Below are 24,326 nucleotides of genomic sequence, written 5' to 3'. Positions count from 1 at the left end.
GTAGAAAGTGAGGCAGCATTAGAATGAAAGCAACTGGAATCGTACGTCGAATTGATGATTTAGGCAGGGTAGTAATTCCGAAGGAAATTCGTAGAACTTTACGTATTCGTGAGGGAGACCCTTTAGAGATTTTTGTTGATCGCGATGGAGAAGTCATTTTGAAAAAATATTCTCCGATTAGTGAACTAGGTGATTTTGCAAAAGAATATACGGAAGCTTTATACGATAGCTTAGGACATAATGTGCTTGTATGCGATCGTGATTCTATTATCGCAGTAGCGGGCGTATCTAAAAAAGAATACTTAAATAAAAGTGTTGGCGATTTAATTGAGAAGACAATGGAAGAGCGTAAGTCTGTAATTATGACAGATGAAAGTGAAATTTCAATTATTGATGGAGTAGCAGAAAGAGTTAGCTCCTATACAATTGGCCCGATTGTTGCGAATGGAGATCCAATTGGAGCTGTTATTATCTTCTCTAAAGAGGCTATTATAAGTGAAGTAGAGCATAAGTCAGTAAATACAGCTGCAAGCTTTTTAGCGAAACAAATGGAGCAGTAAGGCCATATCGAATTTTAGAAGTAGCAATCTTTCCTAATTATGATATTTCTTCTTAAGAAATCAATTATTTGGAGATGTAGGTATATCGAATGAAGGTAGCGCTTTGCTACCTTTTTTCGTTGGATATTTTTGAAATTGAAAGAAGCCATTATTACTCGCGTATGCAAGGGAGTTTGTTTTTTTCTTTATGATATAATACGAGGGGTGAGAATAGAAAAAGGAGTTTTCTTGTATGGAAGCGAAGAAGTATCAAGCCTTTTGGCGTGGGGCTATTATATTAACAATCGCAAGTTTTGTTACGAAAGTATTAAGCGCTTTTTACCGTATTCCATATCAAAATATAGCGGGTGATATTGGTTTTTATATTTACCAACAAATTTATCCGTTTTATGGATTTTGTTTAATTTTAGCTACTTATGGATTTCCCATTATTATTTCAAAAATGGTCGCAGAAAGATTAGAACGAGGAAAACAAAAAGAAGCAGAAGAAATTATTTGTGTATCTTTTTGGTTTTTATTAGGGATTGGCTTTATAGGATTTTTTACATTATTCTTTGGGGCCGAAACAATTGCATCGGCTATGGGCGATATACATTTAGATAAATTATTACGTGTTATTTCGTTTTCATTTCTACTAATGCCATTCTTATCTGTAGCGAGAGGGTATTTTCAAGGGTTCAATAATATGATGCCGACAGCTGTTTCGCAAGTAATTGAACAAACGATTCGTGTTTCTATTATTGTATTTTTATCACTATTCCTTATTGCTCACGGATTTGACCTATATACAGTAGGTGCAGGTGCTATGGTAGGTTCGATCGCAGGCGGGCTTATTGGGATTATTGTACTTTTACTTTATATGCGCCATGATTTTCGAGCTATTTTCTTCAAAAGTTGGAAGAGTATTGGAAATAAAAAAAGGATTATTAAAATCCTTTTTTGGCAGGGTTTAGCGATTTGTGTTAGTAATTTAGTCCTTATTTTTATACAAATGGCTGATTCTGTTTCCTTTTATACTTTGCTTATCCGTGCGGGAGAGCAAGTTGAAAATGCAAAGGTACTAAAAGGGGTTTATGATAGAAGCATCCCGCTTATGCAACTAGGTACTGTTGTGACAACTTCTTTCTCGTTGTCACTTATTCCTATTATTACAGCGGCGAAGGAAAGAGGAGATCTTTCATTTATTCAAGAAAAGGTAAAGTTAGCAATGAAAATAACATTTGTTATTGGATTTGCATCGGCTATTGGATTAACTTGTATTATTCAACCTACAAATATTATGTTGTTTGAAAATGGTGATGGATCAGATGTGCTATCGATTTTATCTTTATCTATTTTATTTAGTTCATTGTCAATTACAACTGCTTCTATTTTGCAGGGGTTGGGACAAACATTAAAACCAGCAATATTCGTTGTATTTGGAGGTTGTTTGAAGCTAGCTTTAAACTATATATTAATGCCGTACTTTGATGTGAAAGGAGCTGCAATTGCAACTTTAGTTACGCTTATTGTAATCGCCTTGCTAAATAGTGGATTACTTATGCAAGCTGTATCGGGGTCACTTATTGATAAGCGGAATATGTTAGGTATAGCTATTAGTGGTATCGGTATGGGATTTGTATTAATAGTATTTATGCGTGTATCACAAATGTCTGGATTAGTAATTGATGCAGGACATAGAGGAATCGCAACAATTGAAGCGTTGTTAGGTGTAGCTATTGGTGGATTGACATATACGTTTCTAATTTTAAAATTATGTGTATTTACAAAAGAAGAATTAGGAACCGTTATGAAACAAGAGAAAAAAGAAGGTTCATTGAAGAAGAGTGGATAGAGGTGGCAGGTTGTGAGTGGAATCATTACTGTTTTGGGATTAGGTGCTGGCGAGTTAGATCAGTTGACGATGGGTGTATATCGAAAGATAAAAGAAGCGGACCATATGTTTGTTAGAACGAAGGAGCATCCAGTTATAGAAGAATTGGGAAAAGAAGGTATAAAGTATACGGCTTTTGATAATGTATATGAAGCACATGATACATTTGAAATCGTATATGAAACAATCGCGAATACATTACTGGAACAAGCTAAAGGTGCAGAAATTATTTATGCTGTTCCAGGTCATCCGCTTGTAGCAGAAAGAACAGTTCAGCTCCTTTTGCAAAAAGGAGAAGTGGCAAATGTTGAAGTGCGAATTGAAGGCGGACAAAGTTTCCTTGATCCGATGTTTGCAAGTTTAAAGATTGATCCGATCGAAGGGTTCCAATTAATTGATGCTACATCATTTGAAAGAGGGCAATTAGAATTACGTCAACATTTAATCTTTTGCCAAGTGTATGATGCGTTCGTTGCTTCGGATGTGAAGCTAACGTTAATGGAGATGTTGCCAGATGATTACGAGGTATACATCGTAACAGCTGCAGGAACTTCATTTGAGCAAGTGAAAAAGGTGCCGTTATACATGTTAGATCATGAAACGGAATTAAATAATTTAACGAGTGTATATGTACCGCCAGTTAAGGAACGTGCGTCCTTATATCAGCAGTTTGATGTGCTTAGAGAAATTATAGCTGATCTGCGTGGACCGAATGGTTGTCCGTGGGATAAAAAGCAGACGCATCAATCTTTAAAGAAATACTTAATTGAAGAAGCGTATGAAGTGTTAGAAGCAATTGATGAAGAGGATGATGATCACTTAGTAGAAGAGCTGGGTGATATATTATTGCAAGTTATGCTCCATGCCCAAATTGGAGAGGATGAAGGTTGGTTCTCGATAGATGATATTATTCGAACTTTATCTGAGAAAATGGTTCGTCGTCATCCACATGTGTTTGGAAATACAGATGTAAATAATGCTGATGAAGTGATTGTGAATTGGGAAGAAATTAAAAAACAAGAAAAAGGATTCGTAAAAGAATCTGTTTTAACCGGAATTCCAAAAAGTTTACCGCAATTAATGCGTGCTTATGAAATTCAGAAGAAGGCTGGAAAAGTTGGGTTTGATTGGGTTGATGTGCAGCCGATGATAGAGAAAGCCTTAGAAGAATGGCAAGAATTCCAGCAAGAAGTTATAAATATGGATGAGGAAAAGATGCTAGGTGAATTTGGTGATTTACTATTTGCATTTGTTAATATAGCTCGTCATTATAACTTAGATCCAGAAGAAGCGTTACGTTCAACTAATGAGAAATTTATGGGCCGTTTTTTATACATGGAAGCAAAAGTAGCCGAAATGAATAAAGAAATGCAAGATTTATCATTAGAACAGTTAGATGTTTTATGGGAAGAGGCAAAACAAACAGAGCGCTAATAGGGGGATTTGATATGCGTCTAGATAAGTTTTTGAAAGTATCACGTTTAATTAAAAGAAGAACATTAGCAAAAGAAGTATCTGATCAAGGAAGAATATCGATCAATGGCCAAGTGGCAAAAGCGAGTTCAGATGTAAAAGTGGATGATGAATTAACAATTCGTTTCGGTCAAAAAATAGTAACTGTGAAAGTAAACGAATTGAAAGAAACAACTAAAAAAGAAGATGCGGCAAACATGTATAGTATGGTTCGCGAAGAAAAAGTAAAAGCGGAAGAAGGCTTGTTCTAAAGTCGGTTGCCCCTTCATACATTACTATTAGCTAGTATAAAGCTATGGGGGGATTTTCGTGAATAATGGTTACTCACCTATGTCTTCTAATCAACAAAATGTTTCTGTAGAGCATGATATTATCATGCGTGGCAGGCGTGTAATCGATATTACTGGTGTAAAGCAAGTGGAGAGTTTTGATAGCGAAGAATTTTTACTCGAGACTGTAATGGGCTTTTTAACAATTCGTGGTCAAAATTTGCAAATGAAGAATTTAGATGTAGAAAAGGGTGTTGTATCGATTAAAGGGAAAGTTCATGAGATGCTGTATATTGATGAGAACCAAGGGGAGAAAACTAAAGGCTTCTTTAGTAAGTTGTTTAAATGAGCCTAACAGTCCAGCTGTATACAATGCTTTCAATGATTGGAATGGGTGCTTGGATTGGTGCATCTTTAGATACATATCAACGGTTTTTAAAACGCCAAGAGCGGAAGCGTTGGCTTGTATTTATACACGATATACTATTTTGGATTGTCCAAGCATTATTCGTTTTTTATGTATTACTGCTTGTGAATGAAGCTGAACTACGTATATATGTATTTTTGGCATTATTATGTGGTTTTGCAGCATATCAAAGCTTATTGAAAGCATTATACATGAAGATGTTAAATTTTCTCATCTATATTTTTGTACAAACAACACAATTTTTTGTTCGAATTATACAGCTACTCATGATAAAACCTGTTATTATTATAGCGCAGCTATTTATTGCATTTATATTATTCTTATTTCGTATACTGCTTTCAATTGGACATGTGTTATGGAAAATGGTGATTTGGATATTACTTTTCATATGGAAAGTTTTTGTCTGGCCTGTTCGATTTATTGCTTCGCTCATATGGAAACTTCTCCCTAATCGTGTTAAACTTTTTATAATGAAGCATGTAGGGTTCCTGCAATATGTAGCAAAATTGAAGGGACATATCTTCCAATTATGGGAGCGTATAAAAAAGAAGTTAGGGGGACCTCGGAAATGAGGGAACTGAGACAAAGAACAATCGAAAAACAGAGTCCAAATCCTGTTAAAGAGCATATAATACAAACGGATGAGAACGGGAAGCGACTTTATCGCCGTTTAGCGGTTTTTCTTGTCTTTGCTTTTACAATTATTGCTAGTATTAGTGTGACGTTTTATCAACAAAACAGTTCCATTAAAGCAAAAGAAGCAAAAGTTAAGGACATGAAAAAAGAACTGGATTCATTAACGAAAAAAGAAAAGAATCTAAAAGATGAAGTTCAAAAGTTGAATGATGAAGAGTACGTTTTAAAGATTGCTAGAAGGGATTATTTCTTCTCCGGAAAAGGGGAGATAATTTTTCCTGTTTCTAAGTAGAGTATGTCTTATTGACACTATATTTTAGGATTATATATAATAAAGTAAAATTTGACTTTTTAACCACTAAGGAGGAGCATTTTTTTTATGTCAATCGAGGTAGGCAGCAAGTTACAGGGTAAAGTAACAGGTATTACAAATTTTGGGGCTTTTGTGGAGCTGCCAGAAGGCTTAACGGGTCTTGTTCATATTAGTGAGGTTGCTGATAATTATGTGAAAGATATCAACGATCACTTAAAAGTGGGCGACCAAGTAGAAGTAAAAGTTATTAATGTTGAAAAAGATGGAAAAATTGGTCTATCTATTAAAAAAGCGAAAGAACGTGAAAAAACAGAAGGAGATCGTCCACGTGGTGAATACCAACGCGGTGGTGATCAACAACGTTCTGGACGTCCACAACGTAATAATCGTTCTTTCAACAGAGATAACCGCGGTGGTGGTAACGACCGAGCTCCAAAAGAAACATTTGAGCAAAAGATGGCACGCTTTTTAAAAGATAGTGAAGATCGTTTAACTTCTTTAAAGCGTAACACAGAATCTAAACGTGGTGGCCGTGGCGCACGTCGCGGATAATAAGTCCGTTTAATTCTTAACATATAGAGAGGTACCCAGAGTGATTACTCGGGGTGCTTTTTTATATGGGAGAATATATTTTAAAAAAGTTTTTGAGATGTGTTGACTTTAAAGTATATCTGATGTAAGATACTAATTGTCCGTTAAATAAGACGACATGGCGGTGTAGCTCAGCTGGCTAGAGCGTACGGTTCATACCCGTGAGGTCGGGGGTTCGATCCCCTCCGCCGCTATATTTAATTTAACGGCCCGTTGGTCAAGTGGTTAAGACACCGCCCTTTCACGGCGGTAACACGGGTTCGAATCCCGTACGGGTCATCTAAAAAGATCATGCAAATTGCATGATCTTTTTTTGTTAAATAAATTCAGACATACAATACTTCTACAAAATCGCCCTATATTTTCTGAACATTCTTTTAATTATCTTTAAATAAATTAAATACCATGTATATATGTAGAGTTATTTCGAATAAAAAGTCGAACGATTATAAAAGTGAGAACTGTTGTTTTGACAAAAATCCCAATAATCATCTTTTATAATGACAGTAATTAAACTATGCAGGTGGTGTTAAAAATATGCCTAAAGCAGGAAGGAATACTATGAATACAAGTGCATTGGCGATGAATGAAAGTCAGCTTGGAACAATAAAGTGGACGAGTAAGTTGCGAATGAAGTTTGAACAAGTTTTCTTTAGATGGGGGTTCATTATTGTTGTTATTGGTTTTCTTTTGGGACGAGCATATATATTAACAAACATTTTACCGTTTGCATTGCCGTTTTTTGCTGCTGTTTATGTTATGAAGCGAGATAAAATGCCGCTCGCGTTCTTAGCTCTCATGGGTGGGGCACTTTCAGTTTCGATAGATAATTTATTTTTTACTTTTGCATCTATTTTTACGTTCTTTATTTATAATATCTTCTTTAGTCGGTTTACACGTAAAACTGTTGGACTTGTACCATTCCAAGTATTTATCTCCGCATTAACCGCACATTTAGTTGTTGTATATTTTGCACAGCAAACTGTCACCATGTATGATTTGCTCGTTAGTACGATTGAAGCAGGGCTTAGCTTCGTATTAACGATGATATTTTTACAAAGTGTTCCGCTTTTAGTGGAAAGGAAAGGGAAACAACAAGCGTTAGAAACAGAAGAAATTGTTTGTTTAATTATATTACTAGCATCTGTTTTAACGGGTACAACAGATTGGTTTGTTTATGATGCTTCTATTCAACATATTTTCACTAGATATTTAGTATTAGTATTTGCCTTTATTGCCGGTGCGGCTACAGGATCCACAGTGGGAGTCGTTACTGGATTAATATTAAGTTTAGCGAATGTGTCTAGCTTGTCTCAACTTAGTCTCCTTGCCTTTTCAGGATTGCTTGGTGGATTGTTAAAAGAAGGGAAACGTATAGGAGTTAGTTTAGGTTTATTAATTGGTACAAGTTTAATTACGTTATATGTAGACAAGCAAACAAGTATTGTAACAACTTTAATTGAATCTGGTGTGGCGATTGTTTTCTTCTTATTAACACCGAAACTTGTTATGGATCGTATTGCTAAATTTATGCCGGGTACACAGGAGCATTCACAAGATCAACAACAATATTTAAGAAGGATGCGCGATGTTACGGCGAACAAAATCAATCAATTTGCTAATGTATTTGCTGCTTTGTCTAATAGCTTTTCTGTATATGGATATGTGGAAGAGGAAGATAAAGAAACAGAAGCGGATTTATTTTTAAGTACAATTACTGCGAAAACATGCCAAACATGCTTTAAAAAAGATCAATGCTGGGTAGTTAATTTCGATAAAACGTACGATTATATGAAACAAATAATGAGCGAAACGGAAGAAGGAACGTTGCAACATAATCGGAAGTTAGTTCGCGAATGGGACAAGCATTGTGTGAGAGGGAAGAAAGTGACAGATTTAGTAGCGGGTGAATTAGATCACTTCTATGAGGGACAGAAATTACGCAAACAAATGAAAGAAAATCGTAGAATTGTAGCGGAGCAATTACTAGGTGTATCAAAAGTAATGGAAGATTTCGCTAAGGAGATACAACGAGAACGAGAAAACCACCAAGTGCAAGAAGAACAGATTTTGCAAGCATTTCGCGATTTCGGCGTCGAAGTGGAGCATGTTGATATTTATTGTTTAGATAGAGGAAGTATTGATATTGAAATGTTGATTCCAGCTGCATCTAATGAGCATGGAGAATGTGAGAAGTTGGTTGCGCCGATGCTTTCAGATATTTTAAAAGAAAATATTGTCGTTAAGCATGAAGAGAAATCCTCTTATCCAAATGGTCATAGTTTAATATCATTTGGTTCAGCGAAGACGTATTCTCTTGATACAGGATTGGCCACAGCTGCAAAAGGTGGTGGATTTGTTTCAGGTGATTCCTATGCGATGATGGATTTAAGTGTTGGTAAATATGCACTTGCGATTAGTGATGGTATGGGAAATGGGCAAAGGGCTCATATGGAGAGTAAGGAAACGGTAAAATTATTACAAAAGATACTTCAATCAGGTATTGATGAAGAAATAGCGATTAAGTCCATCAATTCAATTCTTTCTTTAAGAACGACAGAGGAGATGTATACAACACTTGACTTAGCTATGGTAGATTTACGGGATGCGAGTGCGAAGTTTTTAAAGGTTGGATCGACGCCGAGTTTTGTTAAACGCGGAAATAATATTTTGAAAATTGAAGCAAGTAATTTACCGATTGGAATCATTGAAGATGTTGAAGTTGATGTGGTTGGTGAACAATTAAAAACGGGAGATATTCTTATCATGATGAGCGATGGTATTTTTGAGGGAGCGCAACATGTGGAGAATCACGAATTATGGATAAAACGTAAAATTAAAGAACTACAAACAGAAGATCCACAAGAAATTGCTGATATCATCATGGAAGAAGTAATTAGGTCTGGCGATGGTTATATAAATGATGATATGACTATTGTGGTGGCAAAGGTAAAGAAAAATATGCCGAAGTGGGCCACGATTCCGATAGTAGGAATGCAGGCGCAATAAATTAAATTATTACTGAAAAGACCTAGGTAAATGCCTAGGTCTTTTTGATTAAAAAAGGTAATGTTATTACTTTTGTGAATATACAGAGGGGATGTAAGATAAAAATGTGAATTTTGTACATCTTTTTTTTGCACAATGTTTGTAAAAGTTGTACCATTATATACAAGGTAACTAATGTTGCTGTTCTTGTTTAATGAAAGGTGATTGCGAAGTTGAAAGATACATTTGTTGAAAAAGTAGATGACTTTGTAAAGCGGCATGATGTATTAAAGGAACATTCAACAATTGTTGTAGGGGTTTCTGGTGGCCCTGACTCTTTGGCTCTTCTATATTATTTGTTAGAAAAAAGAGCAGAAAAGCAGCTCGAAATTGTAGTAGCCCATGTGGATCACATGTTTAGAGGTGATGAATCTCATGAGGACCTACAGTTTGTACGTAATCTTTGCAAAGAGTTAGGAATTATTTGCGAAACGATAAGGGTTAATGTGTCGCAATATCAACAGCAATATGGAATGAATGCACAAGTTGCTGCTAGAGAATGCAGATATGCATTTTTGGAAAGAATAATGAAGAAATATGATGCGAGATATGTAGCTCTTGGCCATCATGGAGATGATCAAGTAGAGACGATTTTAATGCGCCTTGTACGAGGAAGTACTCCGAAAGGGTACGCAGGAATTGCAGTGAAGCGTCCTTTTCATAATGGATATTTAATTAGGCCGTTACTTGGAGTAACTAAGGAAGAAATTGTTGATTACTGTAATAAGCTAAAAGTAATCCCACGTATAGATCCGAGTAATAAAAAGGAAGTATATACAAGGAATCGATTACGTAAATATGTCCTTCCTTATTTGAAAGAGGAAAATCCACAAATGCATGAGAAATTTCAAAAATTTAGCGTGCAGATGCAAGAGGATGAGGCATATTTGCAGGAATTAGCTTTTGAGAAGATGAATAAAGTAATTACAAAAAAAAGCGATAAACAAATTAGCTTATCAATTCCTGCCTTTGAATCCATGTCTATGCCTTTACAAAGGAGAGGGATTCAACTAATATTAAACTATCTTTATGAATATAAGATTCCATCTTCGCTTTCTTCTATACATATTGACAAGGTGATTGAATTTTTTAAGCGGACACAACCCTCAGGTTCACTTGATTTTCCAGGTGGTTTGAAAATTGTTCGCACATACGAAGAATGTAGCTTTGGATTTAAACAAGAAATTGTTTCTCCTTTTTCGCAAGATTTATCAGTGCCTGGGACAATTACATTGCCGAATGGGGATAAACTTGTAACAGAGGTGAGCGAAGATATACCAAGTAGCATGAATGAAACAGTATTTGTTGCTAAGTATAATGATATATCGTATCCACTTCGTATCCGTTCTAGGGAAAATGGAGATCGCATGTCAATACAAGGTATGGATGGTACAAAAAAGATAAAAGCTATTTTTATCGAAGCGAAAGTACCTAAAGAAAAAAGAGAAGAGTGGCCGATCGTTTGTGACGCAAGTGGAAATATTATTTGGGTACCCTTGTTGAAACGATCTGCATTTGCTACTTCGAAAGAGATAGCAAAGAGGGATAAATATATGATTATTCACTACAAAAGCAAGGAGTCTTCCGGGAGGATAATGAAATGATGAATCAAGATATCGAAAAAGTATTAATTTCTGAAGAACAAATACAGGAAAAGGTGCACGAACTAGGTGCGATTATTGCAGAGGATTACAAAAATACAGTACCTCTTGCAATTGGTGTACTAAAGGGCGCAATGCCATTTATGGCAGATTTATTAAAGAGAACAGATACATATCTTGAAATGGATTTTATGGCTGTATCTAGCTATGGCCACTCTACAGTTTCGACAGGCGAAGTAAAAATCTTAAAAGACCTTGATACTTCTGTAGAAGGTCGCGATATTTTAATCGTTGAAGATATTATTGATAGCGGTCTTACGCTAAGCTATTTAGTGGACCTATTTAAATATCGTAAAGCGAAATCTGTAAAAATTGTTACGTTATTAGATAAGCCAACAGGCCGTAAGGTTGATCTGAAAGCAGATTATGTTGGATTTACTGTTCCTCATGAATTTGTTGTAGGATATGGATTAGATTATAAAGAGCAATACCGTAATCTTCCTTATGTAGGAGTATTAAAACCAAGTGTTTACTCAAATTAATTAAATACAGGCGTTACAATTGTATAGGAAAGTTTTTCTATGTTACGATTTACTATAGTGTTTATGCCGTGAGAGGAGGTTAGGAATGAATCGTATCTTCCGTAATACCATCTTTTATTTACTGATATTCTTAGTAGTAATTGGAATCGTGAGCTATTTTAATGGTTCGACGCAAAAAACGACATCAGTTAGCTACGATAAATTCATTACTAAACTTGAAAAAGGTGAAGTGCGTAATGTGCAGCTTCAACCGAAAAATGGTGTGTTTGAAGTAAAAGGACAATTCAATACTTCTAACCAAGGAGAACAATTTGTTACTTATGCACCAAATACTGAGGAATTACAAAAGAAAATTAATGATAAGGCGCAAGGGGCTGAAGTTAAGTATCAACCAGCAGAAGAAACAAGTGCTTGGGTAACGTTCTTCACTTCTATCATTCCGTTTGTCATTATCTTCATTTTATTCTTCTTCTTATTAAACCAGGCTCAGGGCGGCGGTAGCCGTGTTATGAACTTCGGGAAAAGTAAGGCGAAGCTATACAATGATGAAAAGAAAAAAATTCGTTTCAGAGATGTTGCTGGAGCGGATGAAGAGAAACAAGAACTTGTTGAGGTAGTTGAATTCTTGAAAGACCCTCGTAAGTTCGCTGAAGTTGGTGCCCGTATTCCAAAGGGTGTTCTATTAGTGGGACCTCCAGGTACAGGTAAAACTTTATTAGCACGTGCCGTTGCAGGTGAAGCAGGCGTTCCGTTCTTCTCTATTAGTGGTTCTGACTTCGTAGAGATGTTCGTCGGTGTCGGTGCATCCCGTGTACGTGATTTATTTGAAAATGCAAAGAAAAATGCTCCTTGTATCATTTTCATTGATGAAATTGATGCAGTAGGACGTCAACGTGGCGCGGGTCTTGGCGGTGGTCATGATGAGCGTGAACAAACGTTGAACCAATTGCTTGTTGAAATGGATGGATTCGGTGCAAACGAAGGTATTATTATCATCGCTGCGACAAACCGTCCTGATATTCTTGATCCAGCGTTATTACGTCCAGGTCGTTTTGACCGTCAAATTACAGTAGATCGTCCAGATGTAAATGGTCGTGAAGCTGTACTTAAAGTACACGCTCGTAATAAACCGCTTGATGAGAATGTCAACTTAAGAGCGATTGCAACTCGTACACCAGGATTCTCTGGTGCCGATCTTGAAAACTTATTAAACGAAGCTGCTTTAGTAGCTGCGCGTCAAGATAAGAAGAAAATTGATATGAGTGACATCGATGAAGCAACGGATCGTGTTATTGCAGGTCCAGCTAAGAAAAGTCGTGTTATCTCTGAAAAAGAACGTAATATCGTTGCATTCCATGAGGCTGGCCATACTGTAATTGGTGTTGTCCTGGATGAAGCAGATATCGTTCATAAAGTAACAATTGTCCCTCGTGGTCAAGCTGGTGGATATGCGGTAATGCTTCCGAAAGAAGATCGTTACTTCATGACAAAACCAGAGTTACTTGATAAAATCACTGGTTTACTTGGTGGTCGAGTAGCTGAGGAGATTGTATTTGGTGAAGTGAGTACAGGTGCTCACAATGACTTCCAACGTGCGACTGGTATTGCAAGACGTATGGTTACAGAATTCGGTATGAGTGATAAGCTTGGGCCGATGCAATTCGGTAGCTCGCAAGGTGGTCAGGTGTTCTTAGGAAGAGACTTCCATTCAGAGCAAAACTACAGTGATGCAATTGCACATGAAATCGATGTGGAAATGCAAACTATTATGAAAGACTGTTATGCTCGTGCGAAACAAATTCTTACTGAAAAGCGTGATAAGCTAGATATTATTGCGAAAACGTTACTTGAAGTAGAAACATTAGATGCAGAGCAAATTAATCATTTATATGATTATGGCAGATTACCTGAGCGTCCAACATCTTCAGATGATGTGAAAGTAAACATCAATATGAAGAAAGACGATGAAGACACAGAAGATAAGTAAGAGATGAAGGAGTGACGATAGTCACTCCTTTTTTGTTTGTGGAATAAATTTAAGTGGCAAAAGAATTTAAATAAAACTCGTATTAAAAATTGAAATAGAGAGTGATCTTTTTGTAAAATGATGAGGATAGAAAAGCTGAATATATAAGTATGTGTGATATGATGTTTTTATAAGTTTTATACATACTGCACAAATATAGATTAAATAAGATAAGTGGTGAGAATATGATTTTTGTATTGGATGTAGGGAACACAAATGCGGTGCTAGGTGTATTTGAAGAGGGGAAACTTCGCCAGCATTGGCGCATGGAAACAGATCGTCATAAAACAGAAGATGAGTATGGGATGCTTGTAAAGCAGTTACTTGAGCATGAAGGTCTTTCTTTTGAAGATGTGAAAGGTATTATCGTATCTTCAGTCGTACCGCCAATTATGTTCGCTTTAGAGCGTATGTGCGAAAAGTATTTTAAAATTAAACCGCTTGTAGTGGGGCCTGGGATAAAAACTGGCTTGAATATTAAATATGAAAATCCACGTGAAGTAGGCGCGGACCGAATTGTAAATGCAGTAGCAGGTATCCATTTGTATGGAAGTCCTCTTATCATTGTTGATTTTGGTACGGCTACTACATATTGTTATATTAACGAAGAGAAACATTATATGGGTGGCGTTATTACACCGGGAATTATGATCTCGGCAGAGGCGTTATATAGCAGAGCAGCAAAGCTTCCTCGTATTGAAATTACAAAACCGAGTAGTGTTATTGGGAAGAATACAGTAAGTGCAATGCAATCAGGTATTCTTTATGGGTACGTTGGACAAGTGGAAGGTATTGTTAAGCGTATGAAAGAAGAAGCTAAACAAGAACCGAAAGTTATTGCAACAGGTGGGTTAGCGAAATTAATTTCAGAAGAATCAAATGTAATTGATATTGTAGATCCATTTTTAACGTTAAAAGGTTTGTATATGTTATATGAACGTAATGCAAATTTACAGCATGAGAAGGGTGAATAAATAAGTATGAAAGATTATTTAGTAAAAGCGTTAGCGTTTGATGGAGAAGTACGTGCGTATAGTGTACGTACAACAAACACAGTAAGTGAGGCGCAAAAACGTCATGATACATGGAGAACAGCTTCAGCGGCACTTGGCCGTTCGTTAACTGCGGGCACAATGATGGGTGCCATGTTAAAAGGCGAACAGAAGTTAACGATTAAAGTAGAGGGTAACGGTCCAATTGGTCCGATCTTAGTCGATGCTCATGCAAATGGGGATGTACGTGGTTATGTAACGAATCCGCATGTTGATTTTGAAGGGACTGAACAAGGGAAATTACGTGTATATCAAGCGGTAGGTACAGAAGGATTTGTAACGGTAATTAAAGATATCGGTATGCGTGAACCGTTTATCGGTCAATCTCCAATTGTTTCAGGAGAACTAGGGGAAGATTTCACATATTATTTCGCAGTTTCTGAGCAGACACCTTCTTCTGTAGGTGTCGGTGTTCTCGTAAATGGGGACGATAGCATATTGGCGGCGGGTGGATTCATTCTTCAAATTATGCCAGGTGCACAGGAAGAAACAATTTCATTTATTGAAGAGCGTTTGCAAAAAATTCCTCCTGTATCAACATTGATTGAACAAGGGCTTTCTCCAGAAGAGCTACTATATAAAGTGCTTGGAGAAGATAAAGTGAAAGTGCTAGAAACAATGGATGTTCAATTTAATTGTACATGTTCACGCGAGCGTATTGAAAGTGTACTAATTAGTTTAGGTAAAGCAGAGTTAGAGCAAATTCGTGCAGAAGAAGAAGAGACGGAAGTTCATTGTCACTTCTGTAATGAACGATATAAATTCGCTAAAGAAGATATTACAAACTTAATTGAGAGCCTGTAATAAGGGAGTTAAAGCATAGAATCGTTCATCCAAATGGATTGACAAAAAGGAAATTTTCTGACAAAATCTAAATATAAATAAAACCAATAAAAATACTCGGTGTTAGGAGTGACAGGAATGCGAGTGGCACAATCAGTTTCAGAATTAATCGGGAAAACGCCGATCGTTAAGTTGAACCGCATCGTAGAATCAGATAGCGCAGATGTATACTTGAAATTAGAATTTATGAATCCGGGGAGCAGTGTTAAAGATCGTATTGCGTTAGCTATGATCGAAGATGCTGAAAAGAAAGGATTATTAAAAGAAGGCGATACAATCATTGAACCGACAAGTGGTAACACGGGTATTGGTTTAGCGATGGTAGCGGCTGCTAAAGGATATAAGGCGATTTTAGTAATGCCAGAAACAATGAGTATCGAGCGACGTAATTTATTACGTGCTTATGGTGCTGAATTAGTATTGACTCCAGGGCCTGAAGGGATGGGCGGAGCGATTCGTAAAGCGACTGAATTAGCGAAAGAACATGGTTACTTTATACCGCAACAATTTCAAAACCAAGCGAATCCAGAAATCCATCGTTTAACGACGGGTCCAGAAATTGTTGAACAAATGGGTGATCAATTAGATGCGTTTATCGCAGGTATTGGTACAGGTGGGACAATTACAGGTGCCGGTGAAGTGCTGAAAGAAGCGTATAACGATATTAAAATTTATGCGGTAGAACCTGCGGATTCACCAGTGTTATCTGGAGGGAAGCCAGGACCGCATAAAATCCAAGGAATTGGAGCGGGATTTGTTCCGGAGACATTGGATGTAGAAGTATATGATGAAATTATTCAAGTGAAAACAGAGCAAGCGTTTGAATATGCGAGAAGAGTAGCTAAAGAAGAAGGTATTTTAGTTGGTATCTCTTCAGGAGCAGTCATTTATGCAGCGACAGAAGTTGCGAAGAAATTAGGTAAAGGGAAAAAGGTACTTGTTATTATCCCAAGTAACGGTGAACGTTATTTAAGTACACCACTTTATCAATTTGAATCATAATTGAATGTGATTTGAAAAGCATCCTTGAAAAAGGATGCTTTTTCTTTTTTGATTGGAAAAAGGAAAAGAGTGAATGACTAGAAAACTTCATGTAAAATAAGAAGTAGTATAATTAATTTATTTTCACTAGCCCTCGAGTGTAATCATTCTCTATGTAAATAACTTTATGTAGTTTGAGCTGGTTAGCTTAAGAGGGTGGGATAAAAGAAGACGGGGTGTTGATATGCAACGAAGAAAATCTTTAGCGCTTTCTATTCCATATCAGTTAGATTTCTTTAAGCAATATAAATTTCTTTCCCAAGATAAGCCGCAACATATTTTGTTAGAAAGTGGACGTGGTGGTCGTTATAACATTGTTGGGCTGGACCCAGTAGCAGTAATTCAAGGGAAGAATGAGACGTTACATATAAGTGAAAGTGGTAAGGAAACAATAGAACATGGGAATCCATTAGATTTAATGCAAGAATATATGGAGAAATGGAAAACGGATTATAATCCGAAGTATCCACCTTTTCAAGGTGGTGCAATTGGATACTTTAGTTATGATTGTATCCGTTATATTGAAAAGTTACCTACTCTTGCAGAGGATGACATTAATATACCTGATATATTCTTTTTATTGTTTGATGACGTGTTTGTATATGATCAAAAAGAAAAAGTATTATGGATTATTACGCATTATGTAGATGAGCATAAAGAGGCAGAAGAACGATTAAATGAATGGAAGGATCTTTGGATGAAAGAAGCATCTGAAGTGACTATGTCATTTAAATGTCCTGAAGAGAAAAATGAAGCAGTTGCTTTTACAGAAGAAGGCTTTATGGAGGCTGTTGAACGTATTCAAGAATATATTGGGGCAGGTGACGTGTTCCAAGTAAACTTGTCGACACGACAAGAACGGACGTTACACACACATCCGCTAGAAATCTATACAAGTCTTCGTGAAATTAATCCATCTCCATATATGGGTTACTTGGAGCTTGGAGATTTTCAAATTGTTAGTGGTTCGCCTGAATTACTAATTAAAAAGCAAGGAAAAGAAGTAAGTACGAGGCCAATTGCTGGTACGCGTTCTCGAGGGGCAAGTGAGCAAGAGGATGAAGAATTGGCGAGAGAATTAATTGAAAACGAAAAGGAAAGAGCAGAGCACGTGATGCTTGTGGATTTGGAACGAAATGATTTGGGTCGGGTTTGTAAATATGGCACTGTTGAAGTAGATGAATTTATGGTAATTGAAAAATACTCACACGTTATGCATATTGTTTCTAATGTGCGTGGTGAGGTGGAAGAAGATAAAGATGCTTTCGATTTGGTGAAGGCTGTATTTCCTGGTGGGACAATTACTGGTGCCCCGAAAATACGTACGATGGAAATTATTGAAGAATTAGAACCTGTTCGCCGAGGGATTTATACAGGTTCAATTGGTTGGATTGGATATTCTGGAGATACGGAATTGAATATTGTAATACGAACATTGCTTGCCAAAGATGGACAAGCACATGTTCAAGCGGGAGCGGGAATTGTAATTGATTCAAATCCTAAAAACGAATATAAAGAGTCGTTAAAAAAAGCAATCGCTTTATGGCGTGCAAAAGAAAGTAGCGAAGAAACGGTTAGGTGAGAGAAATGATATTAATGATTGATAATTATGATTCTTTTACATTTAATTTAGTGCAGTTTCTTGGGGAACTTGGACAAGAGCTTGTTATTAAGCGTAATGATGAAGTGACTATTTCAGATATTGAGAATATGAAACCGGATTTTTTAATGATTTCGCCAGGTCCATGTAGCCCTAATGAGGCAGGGGTTAGCATGGATGTTATTAAATACTTCGCAGGTAAAATTCCGATTTTCGGAGTTTGTCTTGGGCATCAATCAATTGCGCAAGTATTTGGAGGAGATGTTGTCAGGGCAGAACGTTTAATGCACGGCAAAACTTCTTTAATGTATCATGATGGACAGACGATTTTTTCTGATATCCCAAATCCATTTGCCGCGACACGTTATCACTCTCTTATCGTTAAAAAAGAGACGTTGCCTAATTGTTTAGAGATAACATCTTGGACGGAAGAAGGAGAAATTATGGCGCTTCGTCATAAAACATTGCCGATTGAAGGTGTGCAGTTCCATCCGGAATCTATTATGACTTCTCATGGGAAAGAGCTGTTACAGAATTTCATCCGTAAATATAGTCCAAGTGTGACATCATGTTAATTTACGTAAATGGTGCGTATGTAGAAGCGAGTGAAGCGAAAATTTCTCCTTATGACCATGGTTATTTATATGGACTTGGAGTTTTTGAGACGTTTCGTATTTATAATGGTCACCCCTTTTTGCTGGATGATCATTATGAACGTTTAATGGATGCGCTGGATACATTGCAAATTAAATGGACAATGACAAAAGATGACGTAATGCTTATTTTGAAGAATCTACTCGTTAAGAATGGATTAAAGCATGCGTATGTGCGCTTTAATGTATCGGCGGGTATAGACGAAATAGGATTGCAAACAGAAATGTATGAAGAGCCATCTGTTATTGTTTTTATAAAACCTTTAGCGGCCCCGGGGGATGTAGTGGAAAAAGAAGGGGTTGTTTTAAAGCAAGTACGAAATACACCAGAGGGTGCATTTCGCTTGAAGTCCCATCATTATTTAAATAATATTTTAGGGAAACGAGAAATTGGAAATGTTGTGAATAAGGAAGGTATTTTCCTTACAGAAACAGGTTATGTTGCAGAGGGAATTGTTTCGAATCTCTTTTTTGTTAAAGGAGATACTTTGTATACTCCTTCATTAGAAACAGGGATTTTAAACGGAATCACTCGTGCGTTTATTATAAAGGTTGCTGAAGAGCTGGGTATAGAAGTAAAGGAAGGTTTCTTTACAAAAGATGAATTGCTTTCAGCGGATGAAGTATTCGTAACAAACTCCATTCAAGAGATTGTCCCTCTTTGTCATATAGAGGGGGAAGATTTCCCGGGTAAAGTGGGGATGGTTACAAAAAGATTTATGGATCTTTATGAAATGCAGAGAGAGCAATTGTGGAGCAGAAATGAATTGCGAAGAGGAGATGTGTAGTTTGAAGTGGGATTATGATTTGCGCTGCGGCGAATATACATTGAATTTAAATGAAAAGACATTAATTATGGGAATTTTAAATGTAACGCCAGATTCATTTTCTGATGGTGGGAGTTACAACGAAGTAGATGCCGCGGTGCGCCATGCGAAAGAAATGAAAAACGAAGGTGCTCATATTATTGATATCGGCGGCGAATCTACTCGCCCGGGTTTCGCTAAAGTTTCAGTAGAAGAAGAAATAAAGCGAGTTGTTCCGATGATTCAGGCAGTTTCAAAAGAAGTGAAGTTGCCTATTTCTATTGATACGTATAAAGCTGAGGTTGCGAAACAAGCGATTGAAGCTGGTGCTCATATTATTAATGATATTTGGGGAGCGAAGGCAGAACCGAAGATTGCTGAAGTTGCAGCCTATTATGATGTGCCTATTATCTTAATGCATAATCGCGATAATATGAATTATCGTAACTTAATGGCTGATATGATTGCTGATTTGCATGAGAGTATTAAAATTGCTAAAGATGCTGGTGTGCGAGATGAGAACATTATTTTAGACCCAGGTATTGGTTTTGCAAAAACACCTGAACAGAATTTAGAAGCGATGCGCCATTTAGAGCAGTTAAACGTACTAGGTTATCCGGTTCTATTAGGTACTTCAAGAAAATCCTTTATTGGACATGTATTAGATTTACCGGTGGAGGAACGACTTGAAGGAACGGGTGCTACCGTTTGCCTTGGTATTGAAAAAGGTTGTGAGTTTGTTCGTGTTCACGATGTAAAAGAAATGGCGCGTATGGCTAAGATGATGGATGCGATGATTGGTAAGGGGGGAAAGTAATTGGATAAAATTTATGTCCATGATATGGAGTTTTACGGTTATCATGGTGTATTCCCGGAAGAAAATAAGCTAGGTCAGAGATTTAAAGTGGACTTAACGGTGGAATTGGATTTAAAGCGTGCGGGAGAAAGTGATGACTTAGAGCATTCTGTCAATTATGGAGAGCTTTTCGAATTATGTAGGAAAGTTGTTGAAGATAGAACGTATAAGCTTGTGGAGAGTATCGCTGAAAATATCGCTACAGATATATTGGCACAATATGAGAGTATTTCACGATGTACGATAAAGGTTATTAAACCGGATCCGCCGATACCGGGGCATTATCGTGCTGTAGCGGTAGAAATTACGAGAGAACGTTCATGAATAATATAGCGTACATTGCGTTAGGTTCAAATATTGGAGAGCGTTATACTTATTTAACTGAAGCGATTCAGTTTTTAAACAAAAGCCCTTATATCCGAGTTGACGATATTTCATCTGTATATGAAACTGAACCAGTTGGCTATACTGACCAAAGTTGCTTTTTGAATTTAGTTATAAAAATTTCTACCAATTTATCACCACAAGAATTATTGAAAATAACACAAAAAGTAGAGAATGATCTAGGAAGAAAAAGGGAAATCAGGTGGGGTCCGAGGACCATCGACCTTGACATTTTACTATATAATCAAGAGAATATTGAAGCAGAGAATCTTATTGTTCCGCATCCGCGGATGTTTGAAAGAGCTTTTGTTATCGTTCCGTTGTTAGAGATTAATCAAGATATAAAACAAGACATTTCACGTTCACAAGTAGAAGAAATGAAAAGGCGAGAGGGAGTAACGGTATGGAAGCAGAAAAATGGGGAAGACGCATTCGTGCTTTTCGAAAGCTAAAAGGCTATACGCAAGAAGGTTTTGCTAAAGAATTAGGGGTATCTGTATCTGTTTTAGGTGAAGTTGAGAGAGGGAATCGATCGCCTTCCCAAGATTTTGTAGTAGAAGTTGCTAAAGCATTAAAGGTCTCAATAGATGAACTAATGCCAAGGTGACTATGATGGAAGGAGTAAGTCGAGTGTTAAAGATTGCAAATATTGAGATGAAAAATCCGGTTGTATTAGCACCGATGGCGGGAGTGTGTAACTCTGCATTCCGTTTGACAGTAAAAGAATTCGGTGCAGGTTTAGTTTGTGCTGAAATGGTAAGTGATAAGGCAATATTACTTAATAACAAAAGAACATTAGATATGTTATATATCGATGAGAGAGAAAAACCATTAAGTTTACAAATTTTTGGTGGAGAGAAAGAAACTCTTGTAGATGCTGCGAAATACGTAGATAAATATACGACAGCAGACATTATTGATATTAATATGGGTTGCCCAGTACCGAAAATCACTAAGTGTGATGCGGGAGCAAAGTGGCTTTTAGATCCAAATAAAATATATGAAATGGTAGCGGCAGTTGTAGATGCTGTTGAAAAGCCAGTTACAGTTAAGATGCGTATTGGTTGGGATGAAGATCATATTTTTGCAGTAGAGAACGCCAAAGCTGTTGAGCGTGCTGGTGGGCAAGCGGTAGCGGTCCATGGGCGTACACGAGTGCAAATGTATGAAGGGAAAGCAGATTGGGATATTATTAAACAAGTAAAGCAAGCTGTAAATATCCCGGTTATCGGAAATGGTGATGTCGAAACACCACAAGATGCAAAGCGTATGCTTGATGAAATTGGTGTAGACGGTGTTATGATTGGCCGCGCTGCTCTTGGAGACCCATGGATGATTTATCGTACGGTAAAGTATTTAGAGACAGGCGAATTAATGCCGGAACCAACAGTGCGTGAGAAAATTGATGTATGTATGTTGCACCTAGATCGTCTTATCGATTTAAAGAACGAAAATATCGCTGTAAGAGAGATGAGAAAGCATGCAGCTTGGTATTTAAAAGGTGTTCGTGGTAATGCGAGCGTGCGTAATGGTATCAATACGTGTAACACACGTGAAGACCTTGCGAATTTATTAGGTGCATTTGTAGAAGAGGTAGAAGCGAAACAACAAACAATTTACGTTGGCTAATAAGGGAACATGGAAGATTGACATTCTTTTGTACACTTCCTATAATTACGTGAAAGAAAGAAGAGCTGCCAGTTAGTTGCTGGCAGTTTTTCTAGTTGAGTAGAAAATGCTATACTGTATATATTGTAAAATTAAATAGAGCTGGAGTGATATCAATATCATGGATAACATGAACCACGAAGAATTAAACGACCAATTGCTTGTTCGTCGTGAAAAGTTACATAACTTACGTGAACAAGGGATCGATCCGTTCGGTAAACGCTTTGAACGTACGAATTCAACAAACGACTTATTAAGCTTATATGGAGAGTTCTCTAAAGAAGAATTAGAAGAGAAAGAAATCTCTGTTTCTATCGCTGGTCGTATTATGACAAAACGCGGTAAAGGAAAAGCGGGATTTGCACACGTTCAAGATTTACATGGACAAGTTCAAATCTATGTTCGTAAAGATGCTGTTGGGGATGAAGAGTATGAATTGTTTAAGACAGCAGATTTAGGTGACTTAGTAGGGATTGAAGGTAAAGTTTTCAAAACGAATGTTGGAGAACTTTCAGTAAAGGCAACGGGCTTTACGTTATTAACGAAATCTCTTCGTCCATTACCGGATAAATATCACGGATTAAAAGATATTGAACAACGTTACCGTCAACGTTATTTAGATTTAATTACAAGTATGGAAAGTCGTGAAACATTCGTTACTCGTAGTAAAATCATTCGTGAGATGAGAAGATACTTAGACGATAATGGTTATCTTGAAGTGGAAACACCTATGATGCATGCAATTGCAGGTGGAGCGTCTGCTCGTCCTTTCACTACACATCATAATGCATTAGATATGGAATTATATATGCGTATCGCAATTGAACTTCATTTAAAACGTCTTATTGTGGGCGGATTAGAAAAAGTTTATGAAATCGGCCGTGTATTCCGTAATGAGGGTGTATCAACACGTCATAACCCTGAGTTTACGATGATTGAACTATATGAGGCGTATGCCGATTATAAAGATATTATGAAACTAACAGAAAATATGGTTGCTCATATTGCGAAACAAGTACTAGGTACAACAACAATCCAATATGGTGATCAAGAAATCAATCTAGAGCCAGAATGGACACGCCTTCATATGGTAGATGCAATTAAACAATATTCTGGAGCGGATTTCTGGAATACAATGAGTGTAGAAGAAGCGCGTGAACTTGCAAAAGAACATGGTGTAGAAATTAAAGATACAATGGAAGTTGGTCATATTATTAACGAATTCTTCGAGCAAAAGGTAGAGGATAAATTAATTCAGCCTACATTTATCTATGGCCACCCGGTAGAGATTTCACCACTTGCGAAAAAGAACGATGAAGATCCACGATTTACAGATCGTTTCGAATTATTCATTGTTGCTCGTGAGCATGCAAATGCATTCACTGAGTTAAACGATCCAATTGATCAAAAAGAACGTTTTGAAGCTCAATTAAAAGAGCGTGAACAAGGTAATGATGAAGCACATATGATGGATGATGATTATATTGAAGCTCTTGAGTACGGTATGCCTCCTACAGGTGGGTTAGGAATTGGTATTGATCGTCTAGTTATGTTATTAACAAATGCACCATCTATTCGTGACGTACTGTTATTCCCGGCTATGCGTCATAAACAAGACTAAGCTTTGGAGATTTCTCCAAAGCTTTTTTTATTCCTTTATTGGAGGCGGGATAATTAGCGAGGGGTGAGGGAATCTTCTATTGAAAGGAAGATGAGATCATTGCTCATTAAATGGATAATGGATTAACAAAACTATATTTATATAGAAGAAATGTACTGTTTTTATAGTTTTTTACTAAGTTAAAAATTTTATTAGAAAAACTATTGCATTTTAATAATCAAACTGGTATATTTATATTCGTTGTCACGGAAGACAACACAAGAAACAAATGAAAAACAACTTATTAAAAAAAGTTGTTGACGAAAATATAACAAAATGTTATATTGATAAAGTCGCTTCTGAGCGGCAGACAAGTTCTTTGAAAACTGAACGAAACAAACAACGTGAAACGTCAATTTTTATTTTAGATGCTAGACAAACTAACTTTATTGGAGAGTTTGATC

General features: G+C 36.8%; 24 protein-coding genes and 2 tRNA genes. All 26 read left to right on the top strand.

Features of this window, described 5'->3' with window-relative positions:
• The first annotated feature begins 23 nt into the window (after positions 1-23).
• The 26 genes from spoVT (at position 24) to lysS (ending at position 23,883) form a co-directional block, all read left to right on the top strand.
• Positions 24-560 (top strand): stage V sporulation protein T, encoded by a 537-nt coding sequence (gene spoVT, locus MR109_RS25665; protein ID WP_002174559.1) that lies wholly within the window; start codon positions 24-26, stop codon positions 558-560.
• Positions 561-792: 232 nt separating this feature from the next.
• Positions 793-2,394 (top strand): putative polysaccharide biosynthesis protein, encoded by a 1,602-nt coding sequence (locus tag MR109_RS25660; RefSeq protein WP_242274381.1) that lies wholly within the window; start codon positions 793-795, stop codon positions 2,392-2,394.
• 12 nt (positions 2,395-2,406) lie between these two features.
• Complete coding sequence (gene yabN, locus MR109_RS25655) at positions 2,407-3,867, top strand: bifunctional methyltransferase/pyrophosphohydrolase YabN (protein ID WP_242274380.1); 1,461 nt, start codon at positions 2,407-2,409, stop codon at positions 3,865-3,867.
• A gap of 14 nt (positions 3,868-3,881) precedes the next feature.
• Entirely contained in the window at positions 3,882-4,157 is a 276-nt protein-coding gene (locus MR109_RS25650; RefSeq protein WP_002174562.1) for an RNA-binding S4 domain-containing protein, read from the top strand.
• Positions 4,158-4,215: 58 nt separating this feature from the next.
• Positions 4,216-4,524: a sporulation protein YabP gene (yabP, locus tag MR109_RS25645; RefSeq protein ID WP_001059101.1), complete on the top strand. Its 309-nt coding sequence runs from the start codon at positions 4,216-4,218 to the stop codon at positions 4,522-4,524.
• Positions 4,521-5,174 carry a spore cortex biosynthesis protein YabQ gene (gene yabQ, locus MR109_RS25640; protein ID WP_048375170.1) on the top strand — a complete coding sequence of 218 codons (654 nt, stop codon included), beginning with the start codon at positions 4,521-4,523 and terminating at the stop codon, positions 5,172-5,174. The genes yabP and yabQ overlap by 4 nt, the downstream gene beginning before the upstream one ends.
• Positions 5,171-5,530: a cell division protein DivIC gene (gene divIC / locus MR109_RS25635; protein WP_002174564.1), complete on the top strand. Its 360-nt coding sequence runs from the start codon at positions 5,171-5,173 to the stop codon at positions 5,528-5,530. Before yabQ ends, divIC begins: the two co-directional genes overlap by 4 nt.
• Positions 5,531-5,617: 87 nt before the next feature.
• The gene (locus MR109_RS25630) at positions 5,618-6,103 is read left to right on the top strand and encodes a S1 domain-containing RNA-binding protein (protein ID WP_000021451.1); all 486 of its coding nucleotides are present in this window, start codon (positions 5,618-5,620) and stop codon (positions 6,101-6,103) included.
• A gap of 159 nt (positions 6,104-6,262) precedes the next feature.
• A tRNA-Met gene (locus tag MR109_RS25625) sits at positions 6,263-6,336 on the top strand.
• 13 nt (positions 6,337-6,349) lie between these two features.
• Positions 6,350-6,421 (top strand) — tRNA-Glu (locus tag MR109_RS25620).
• Positions 6,422-6,679: 258 nt separating this feature from the next.
• Positions 6,680-9,151, top strand: a complete 2,472-nt coding sequence (spoIIE, locus tag MR109_RS25615; protein WP_025151175.1) for a stage II sporulation protein E — start codon at positions 6,680-6,682, stop codon at positions 9,149-9,151.
• Between the two features lie 212 nt (positions 9,152-9,363).
• Positions 9,364-10,794 (top strand): tRNA lysidine(34) synthetase TilS, encoded by a 1,431-nt coding sequence (gene tilS / locus MR109_RS25610; RefSeq protein WP_242274379.1) that lies wholly within the window; start codon positions 9,364-9,366, stop codon positions 10,792-10,794.
• Complete coding sequence (gene hpt, locus MR109_RS25605; RefSeq protein WP_000981837.1) at positions 10,791-11,333, top strand: hypoxanthine phosphoribosyltransferase; 543 nt, start codon at positions 10,791-10,793, stop codon at positions 11,331-11,333. The genes tilS and hpt overlap by 4 nt, the downstream gene beginning before the upstream one ends.
• An 85-nt stretch (positions 11,334-11,418) precedes the next feature.
• Positions 11,419-13,320: an ATP-dependent zinc metalloprotease FtsH gene (gene ftsH, locus MR109_RS25600; RefSeq protein WP_071720060.1), complete on the top strand. Its 1,902-nt coding sequence runs from the start codon at positions 11,419-11,421 to the stop codon at positions 13,318-13,320.
• Between the two features lie 224 nt (positions 13,321-13,544).
• Positions 13,545-14,333 carry a type III pantothenate kinase gene (locus MR109_RS25595; protein ID WP_002144522.1) on the top strand — a complete coding sequence of 263 codons (789 nt, stop codon included), beginning with the start codon at positions 13,545-13,547 and terminating at the stop codon, positions 14,331-14,333.
• Between the two features lie 6 nt (positions 14,334-14,339).
• On the top strand, positions 14,340-15,215 hold the full coding sequence (hslO, locus tag MR109_RS25590) for a redox-regulated molecular chaperone HslO (protein ID WP_098474789.1): 876 nt from the start codon (positions 14,340-14,342) through the stop codon (positions 15,213-15,215).
• 117 nt (positions 15,216-15,332) lie between these two features.
• Positions 15,333-16,256 carry a cysteine synthase A gene (gene cysK / locus MR109_RS25585; protein WP_002174570.1) on the top strand — a complete coding sequence of 308 codons (924 nt, stop codon included), beginning with the start codon at positions 15,333-15,335 and terminating at the stop codon, positions 16,254-16,256.
• Between the two features lie 223 nt (positions 16,257-16,479).
• Positions 16,480-17,877: an anthranilate synthase component I gene (gene trpE, locus MR109_RS25580; protein ID WP_242274378.1), complete on the top strand. Its 1,398-nt coding sequence runs from the start codon at positions 16,480-16,482 to the stop codon at positions 17,875-17,877.
• Between the two features lie 5 nt (positions 17,878-17,882).
• Positions 17,883-18,470 (top strand): aminodeoxychorismate/anthranilate synthase component II, encoded by a 588-nt coding sequence (gene pabA, locus MR109_RS25575; RefSeq protein ID WP_242274377.1) that lies wholly within the window; start codon positions 17,883-17,885, stop codon positions 18,468-18,470.
• Positions 18,464-19,336: an aminodeoxychorismate lyase gene (gene pabC / locus MR109_RS25570; protein WP_242274375.1), complete on the top strand. Its 873-nt coding sequence runs from the start codon at positions 18,464-18,466 to the stop codon at positions 19,334-19,336. The genes pabA and pabC overlap by 7 nt, the downstream gene beginning before the upstream one ends.
• Positions 19,311-20,171 carry a dihydropteroate synthase gene (gene folP, locus MR109_RS25565; protein WP_071720055.1) on the top strand — a complete coding sequence of 287 codons (861 nt, stop codon included), beginning with the start codon at positions 19,311-19,313 and terminating at the stop codon, positions 20,169-20,171. The genes pabC and folP overlap by 26 nt, the downstream gene beginning before the upstream one ends.
• Complete coding sequence (gene folB / locus MR109_RS25560) at positions 20,172-20,534, top strand: dihydroneopterin aldolase (protein ID WP_002174575.1); 363 nt, start codon at positions 20,172-20,174, stop codon at positions 20,532-20,534. It begins immediately after the preceding gene.
• Positions 20,531-21,046: a 2-amino-4-hydroxy-6-hydroxymethyldihydropteridine diphosphokinase gene (gene folK, locus MR109_RS25555; RefSeq protein ID WP_242274373.1), complete on the top strand. Its 516-nt coding sequence runs from the start codon at positions 20,531-20,533 to the stop codon at positions 21,044-21,046. The genes folB and folK overlap by 4 nt, the downstream gene beginning before the upstream one ends.
• Positions 20,998-21,201 (top strand): helix-turn-helix domain-containing protein, encoded by a 204-nt coding sequence (locus MR109_RS25550; protein ID WP_220779936.1) that lies wholly within the window; start codon positions 20,998-21,000, stop codon positions 21,199-21,201. The genes folK and MR109_RS25550 overlap by 49 nt, the downstream gene beginning before the upstream one ends.
• A 23-nt stretch (positions 21,202-21,224) precedes the next feature.
• Complete coding sequence (gene dusB / locus MR109_RS25545) at positions 21,225-22,223, top strand: tRNA dihydrouridine synthase DusB (RefSeq protein ID WP_002174577.1); 999 nt, start codon at positions 21,225-21,227, stop codon at positions 22,221-22,223.
• A gap of 160 nt (positions 22,224-22,383) precedes the next feature.
• Positions 22,384-23,883: a lysine--tRNA ligase gene (gene lysS, locus MR109_RS25540; protein ID WP_002174578.1), complete on the top strand. Its 1,500-nt coding sequence runs from the start codon at positions 22,384-22,386 to the stop codon at positions 23,881-23,883.
• The last annotated feature ends 443 nt before the right edge of the window (positions 23,884-24,326 follow it).

The organism is Bacillus cereus group sp. BfR-BA-01310, from assembly GCF_022664325.1.
Taxonomy (GTDB): Bacteria; Bacillota; Bacilli; order Bacillales; family Bacillaceae_G; genus Bacillus_A; species Bacillus_A paramycoides.
Note: the sequence above shows the minus strand (reverse complement) of the source record. Positions and strands in the feature narration are given on the sequence as shown.

What these genes read in the sequence shown, in the direction of transcription:
- spoVT (WP_002174559.1), top strand. Translation starts at nt 24, where the DNA reads ATGAAAGCAACTGGAATCGTACGTCGAATTGATGATTTAGGCAGGGTA.
- MR109_RS25660 (WP_242274381.1), top strand. Translation starts at nt 793, where the DNA reads ATGGAAGCGAAGAAGTATCAAGCCTTTTGGCGTGGGGCTATTATATTA.
- MR109_RS25650 (WP_002174562.1), top strand. Translation starts at nt 3,882, where the DNA reads ATGCGTCTAGATAAGTTTTTGAAAGTATCACGTTTAATTAAAAGAAGA.
- yabQ (WP_048375170.1), top strand. Translation starts at nt 4,521, where the DNA reads ATGAGCCTAACAGTCCAGCTGTATACAATGCTTTCAATGATTGGAATG.
- divIC (WP_002174564.1), top strand. Translation starts at nt 5,171, where the DNA reads ATGAGGGAACTGAGACAAAGAACAATCGAAAAACAGAGTCCAAATCCT.
- MR109_RS25630 (WP_000021451.1), top strand. Translation starts at nt 5,618, where the DNA reads ATGTCAATCGAGGTAGGCAGCAAGTTACAGGGTAAAGTAACAGGTATT.
- spoIIE (WP_025151175.1), top strand. Translation starts at nt 6,680, where the DNA reads ATGCCTAAAGCAGGAAGGAATACTATGAATACAAGTGCATTGGCGATG.
- hpt (WP_000981837.1), top strand. Translation starts at nt 10,791, where the DNA reads ATGATGAATCAAGATATCGAAAAAGTATTAATTTCTGAAGAACAAATA.
- ftsH (WP_071720060.1), top strand. Translation starts at nt 11,419, where the DNA reads ATGAATCGTATCTTCCGTAATACCATCTTTTATTTACTGATATTCTTA.
- MR109_RS25595 (WP_002144522.1), top strand. Translation starts at nt 13,545, where the DNA reads ATGATTTTTGTATTGGATGTAGGGAACACAAATGCGGTGCTAGGTGTA.
- hslO (WP_098474789.1), top strand. Translation starts at nt 14,340, where the DNA reads ATGAAAGATTATTTAGTAAAAGCGTTAGCGTTTGATGGAGAAGTACGT.
- cysK (WP_002174570.1), top strand. Translation starts at nt 15,333, where the DNA reads ATGCGAGTGGCACAATCAGTTTCAGAATTAATCGGGAAAACGCCGATC.
- trpE (WP_242274378.1), top strand. Translation starts at nt 16,480, where the DNA reads ATGCAACGAAGAAAATCTTTAGCGCTTTCTATTCCATATCAGTTAGAT.
- pabA (WP_242274377.1), top strand. Translation starts at nt 17,883, where the DNA reads ATGATATTAATGATTGATAATTATGATTCTTTTACATTTAATTTAGTG.
- pabC (WP_242274375.1), top strand. Translation starts at nt 18,464, where the DNA reads ATGTTAATTTACGTAAATGGTGCGTATGTAGAAGCGAGTGAAGCGAAA.
- folP (WP_071720055.1), top strand. Translation starts at nt 19,311, where the DNA reads ATGAATTGCGAAGAGGAGATGTGTAGTTTGAAGTGGGATTATGATTTG.
- folK (WP_242274373.1), top strand. Translation starts at nt 20,531, where the DNA reads ATGAATAATATAGCGTACATTGCGTTAGGTTCAAATATTGGAGAGCGT.
- MR109_RS25550 (WP_220779936.1), top strand. Translation starts at nt 20,998, where the DNA reads ATGGAAGCAGAAAAATGGGGAAGACGCATTCGTGCTTTTCGAAAGCTA.
- lysS (WP_002174578.1), top strand. Translation starts at nt 22,384, where the DNA reads ATGGATAACATGAACCACGAAGAATTAAACGACCAATTGCTTGTTCGT.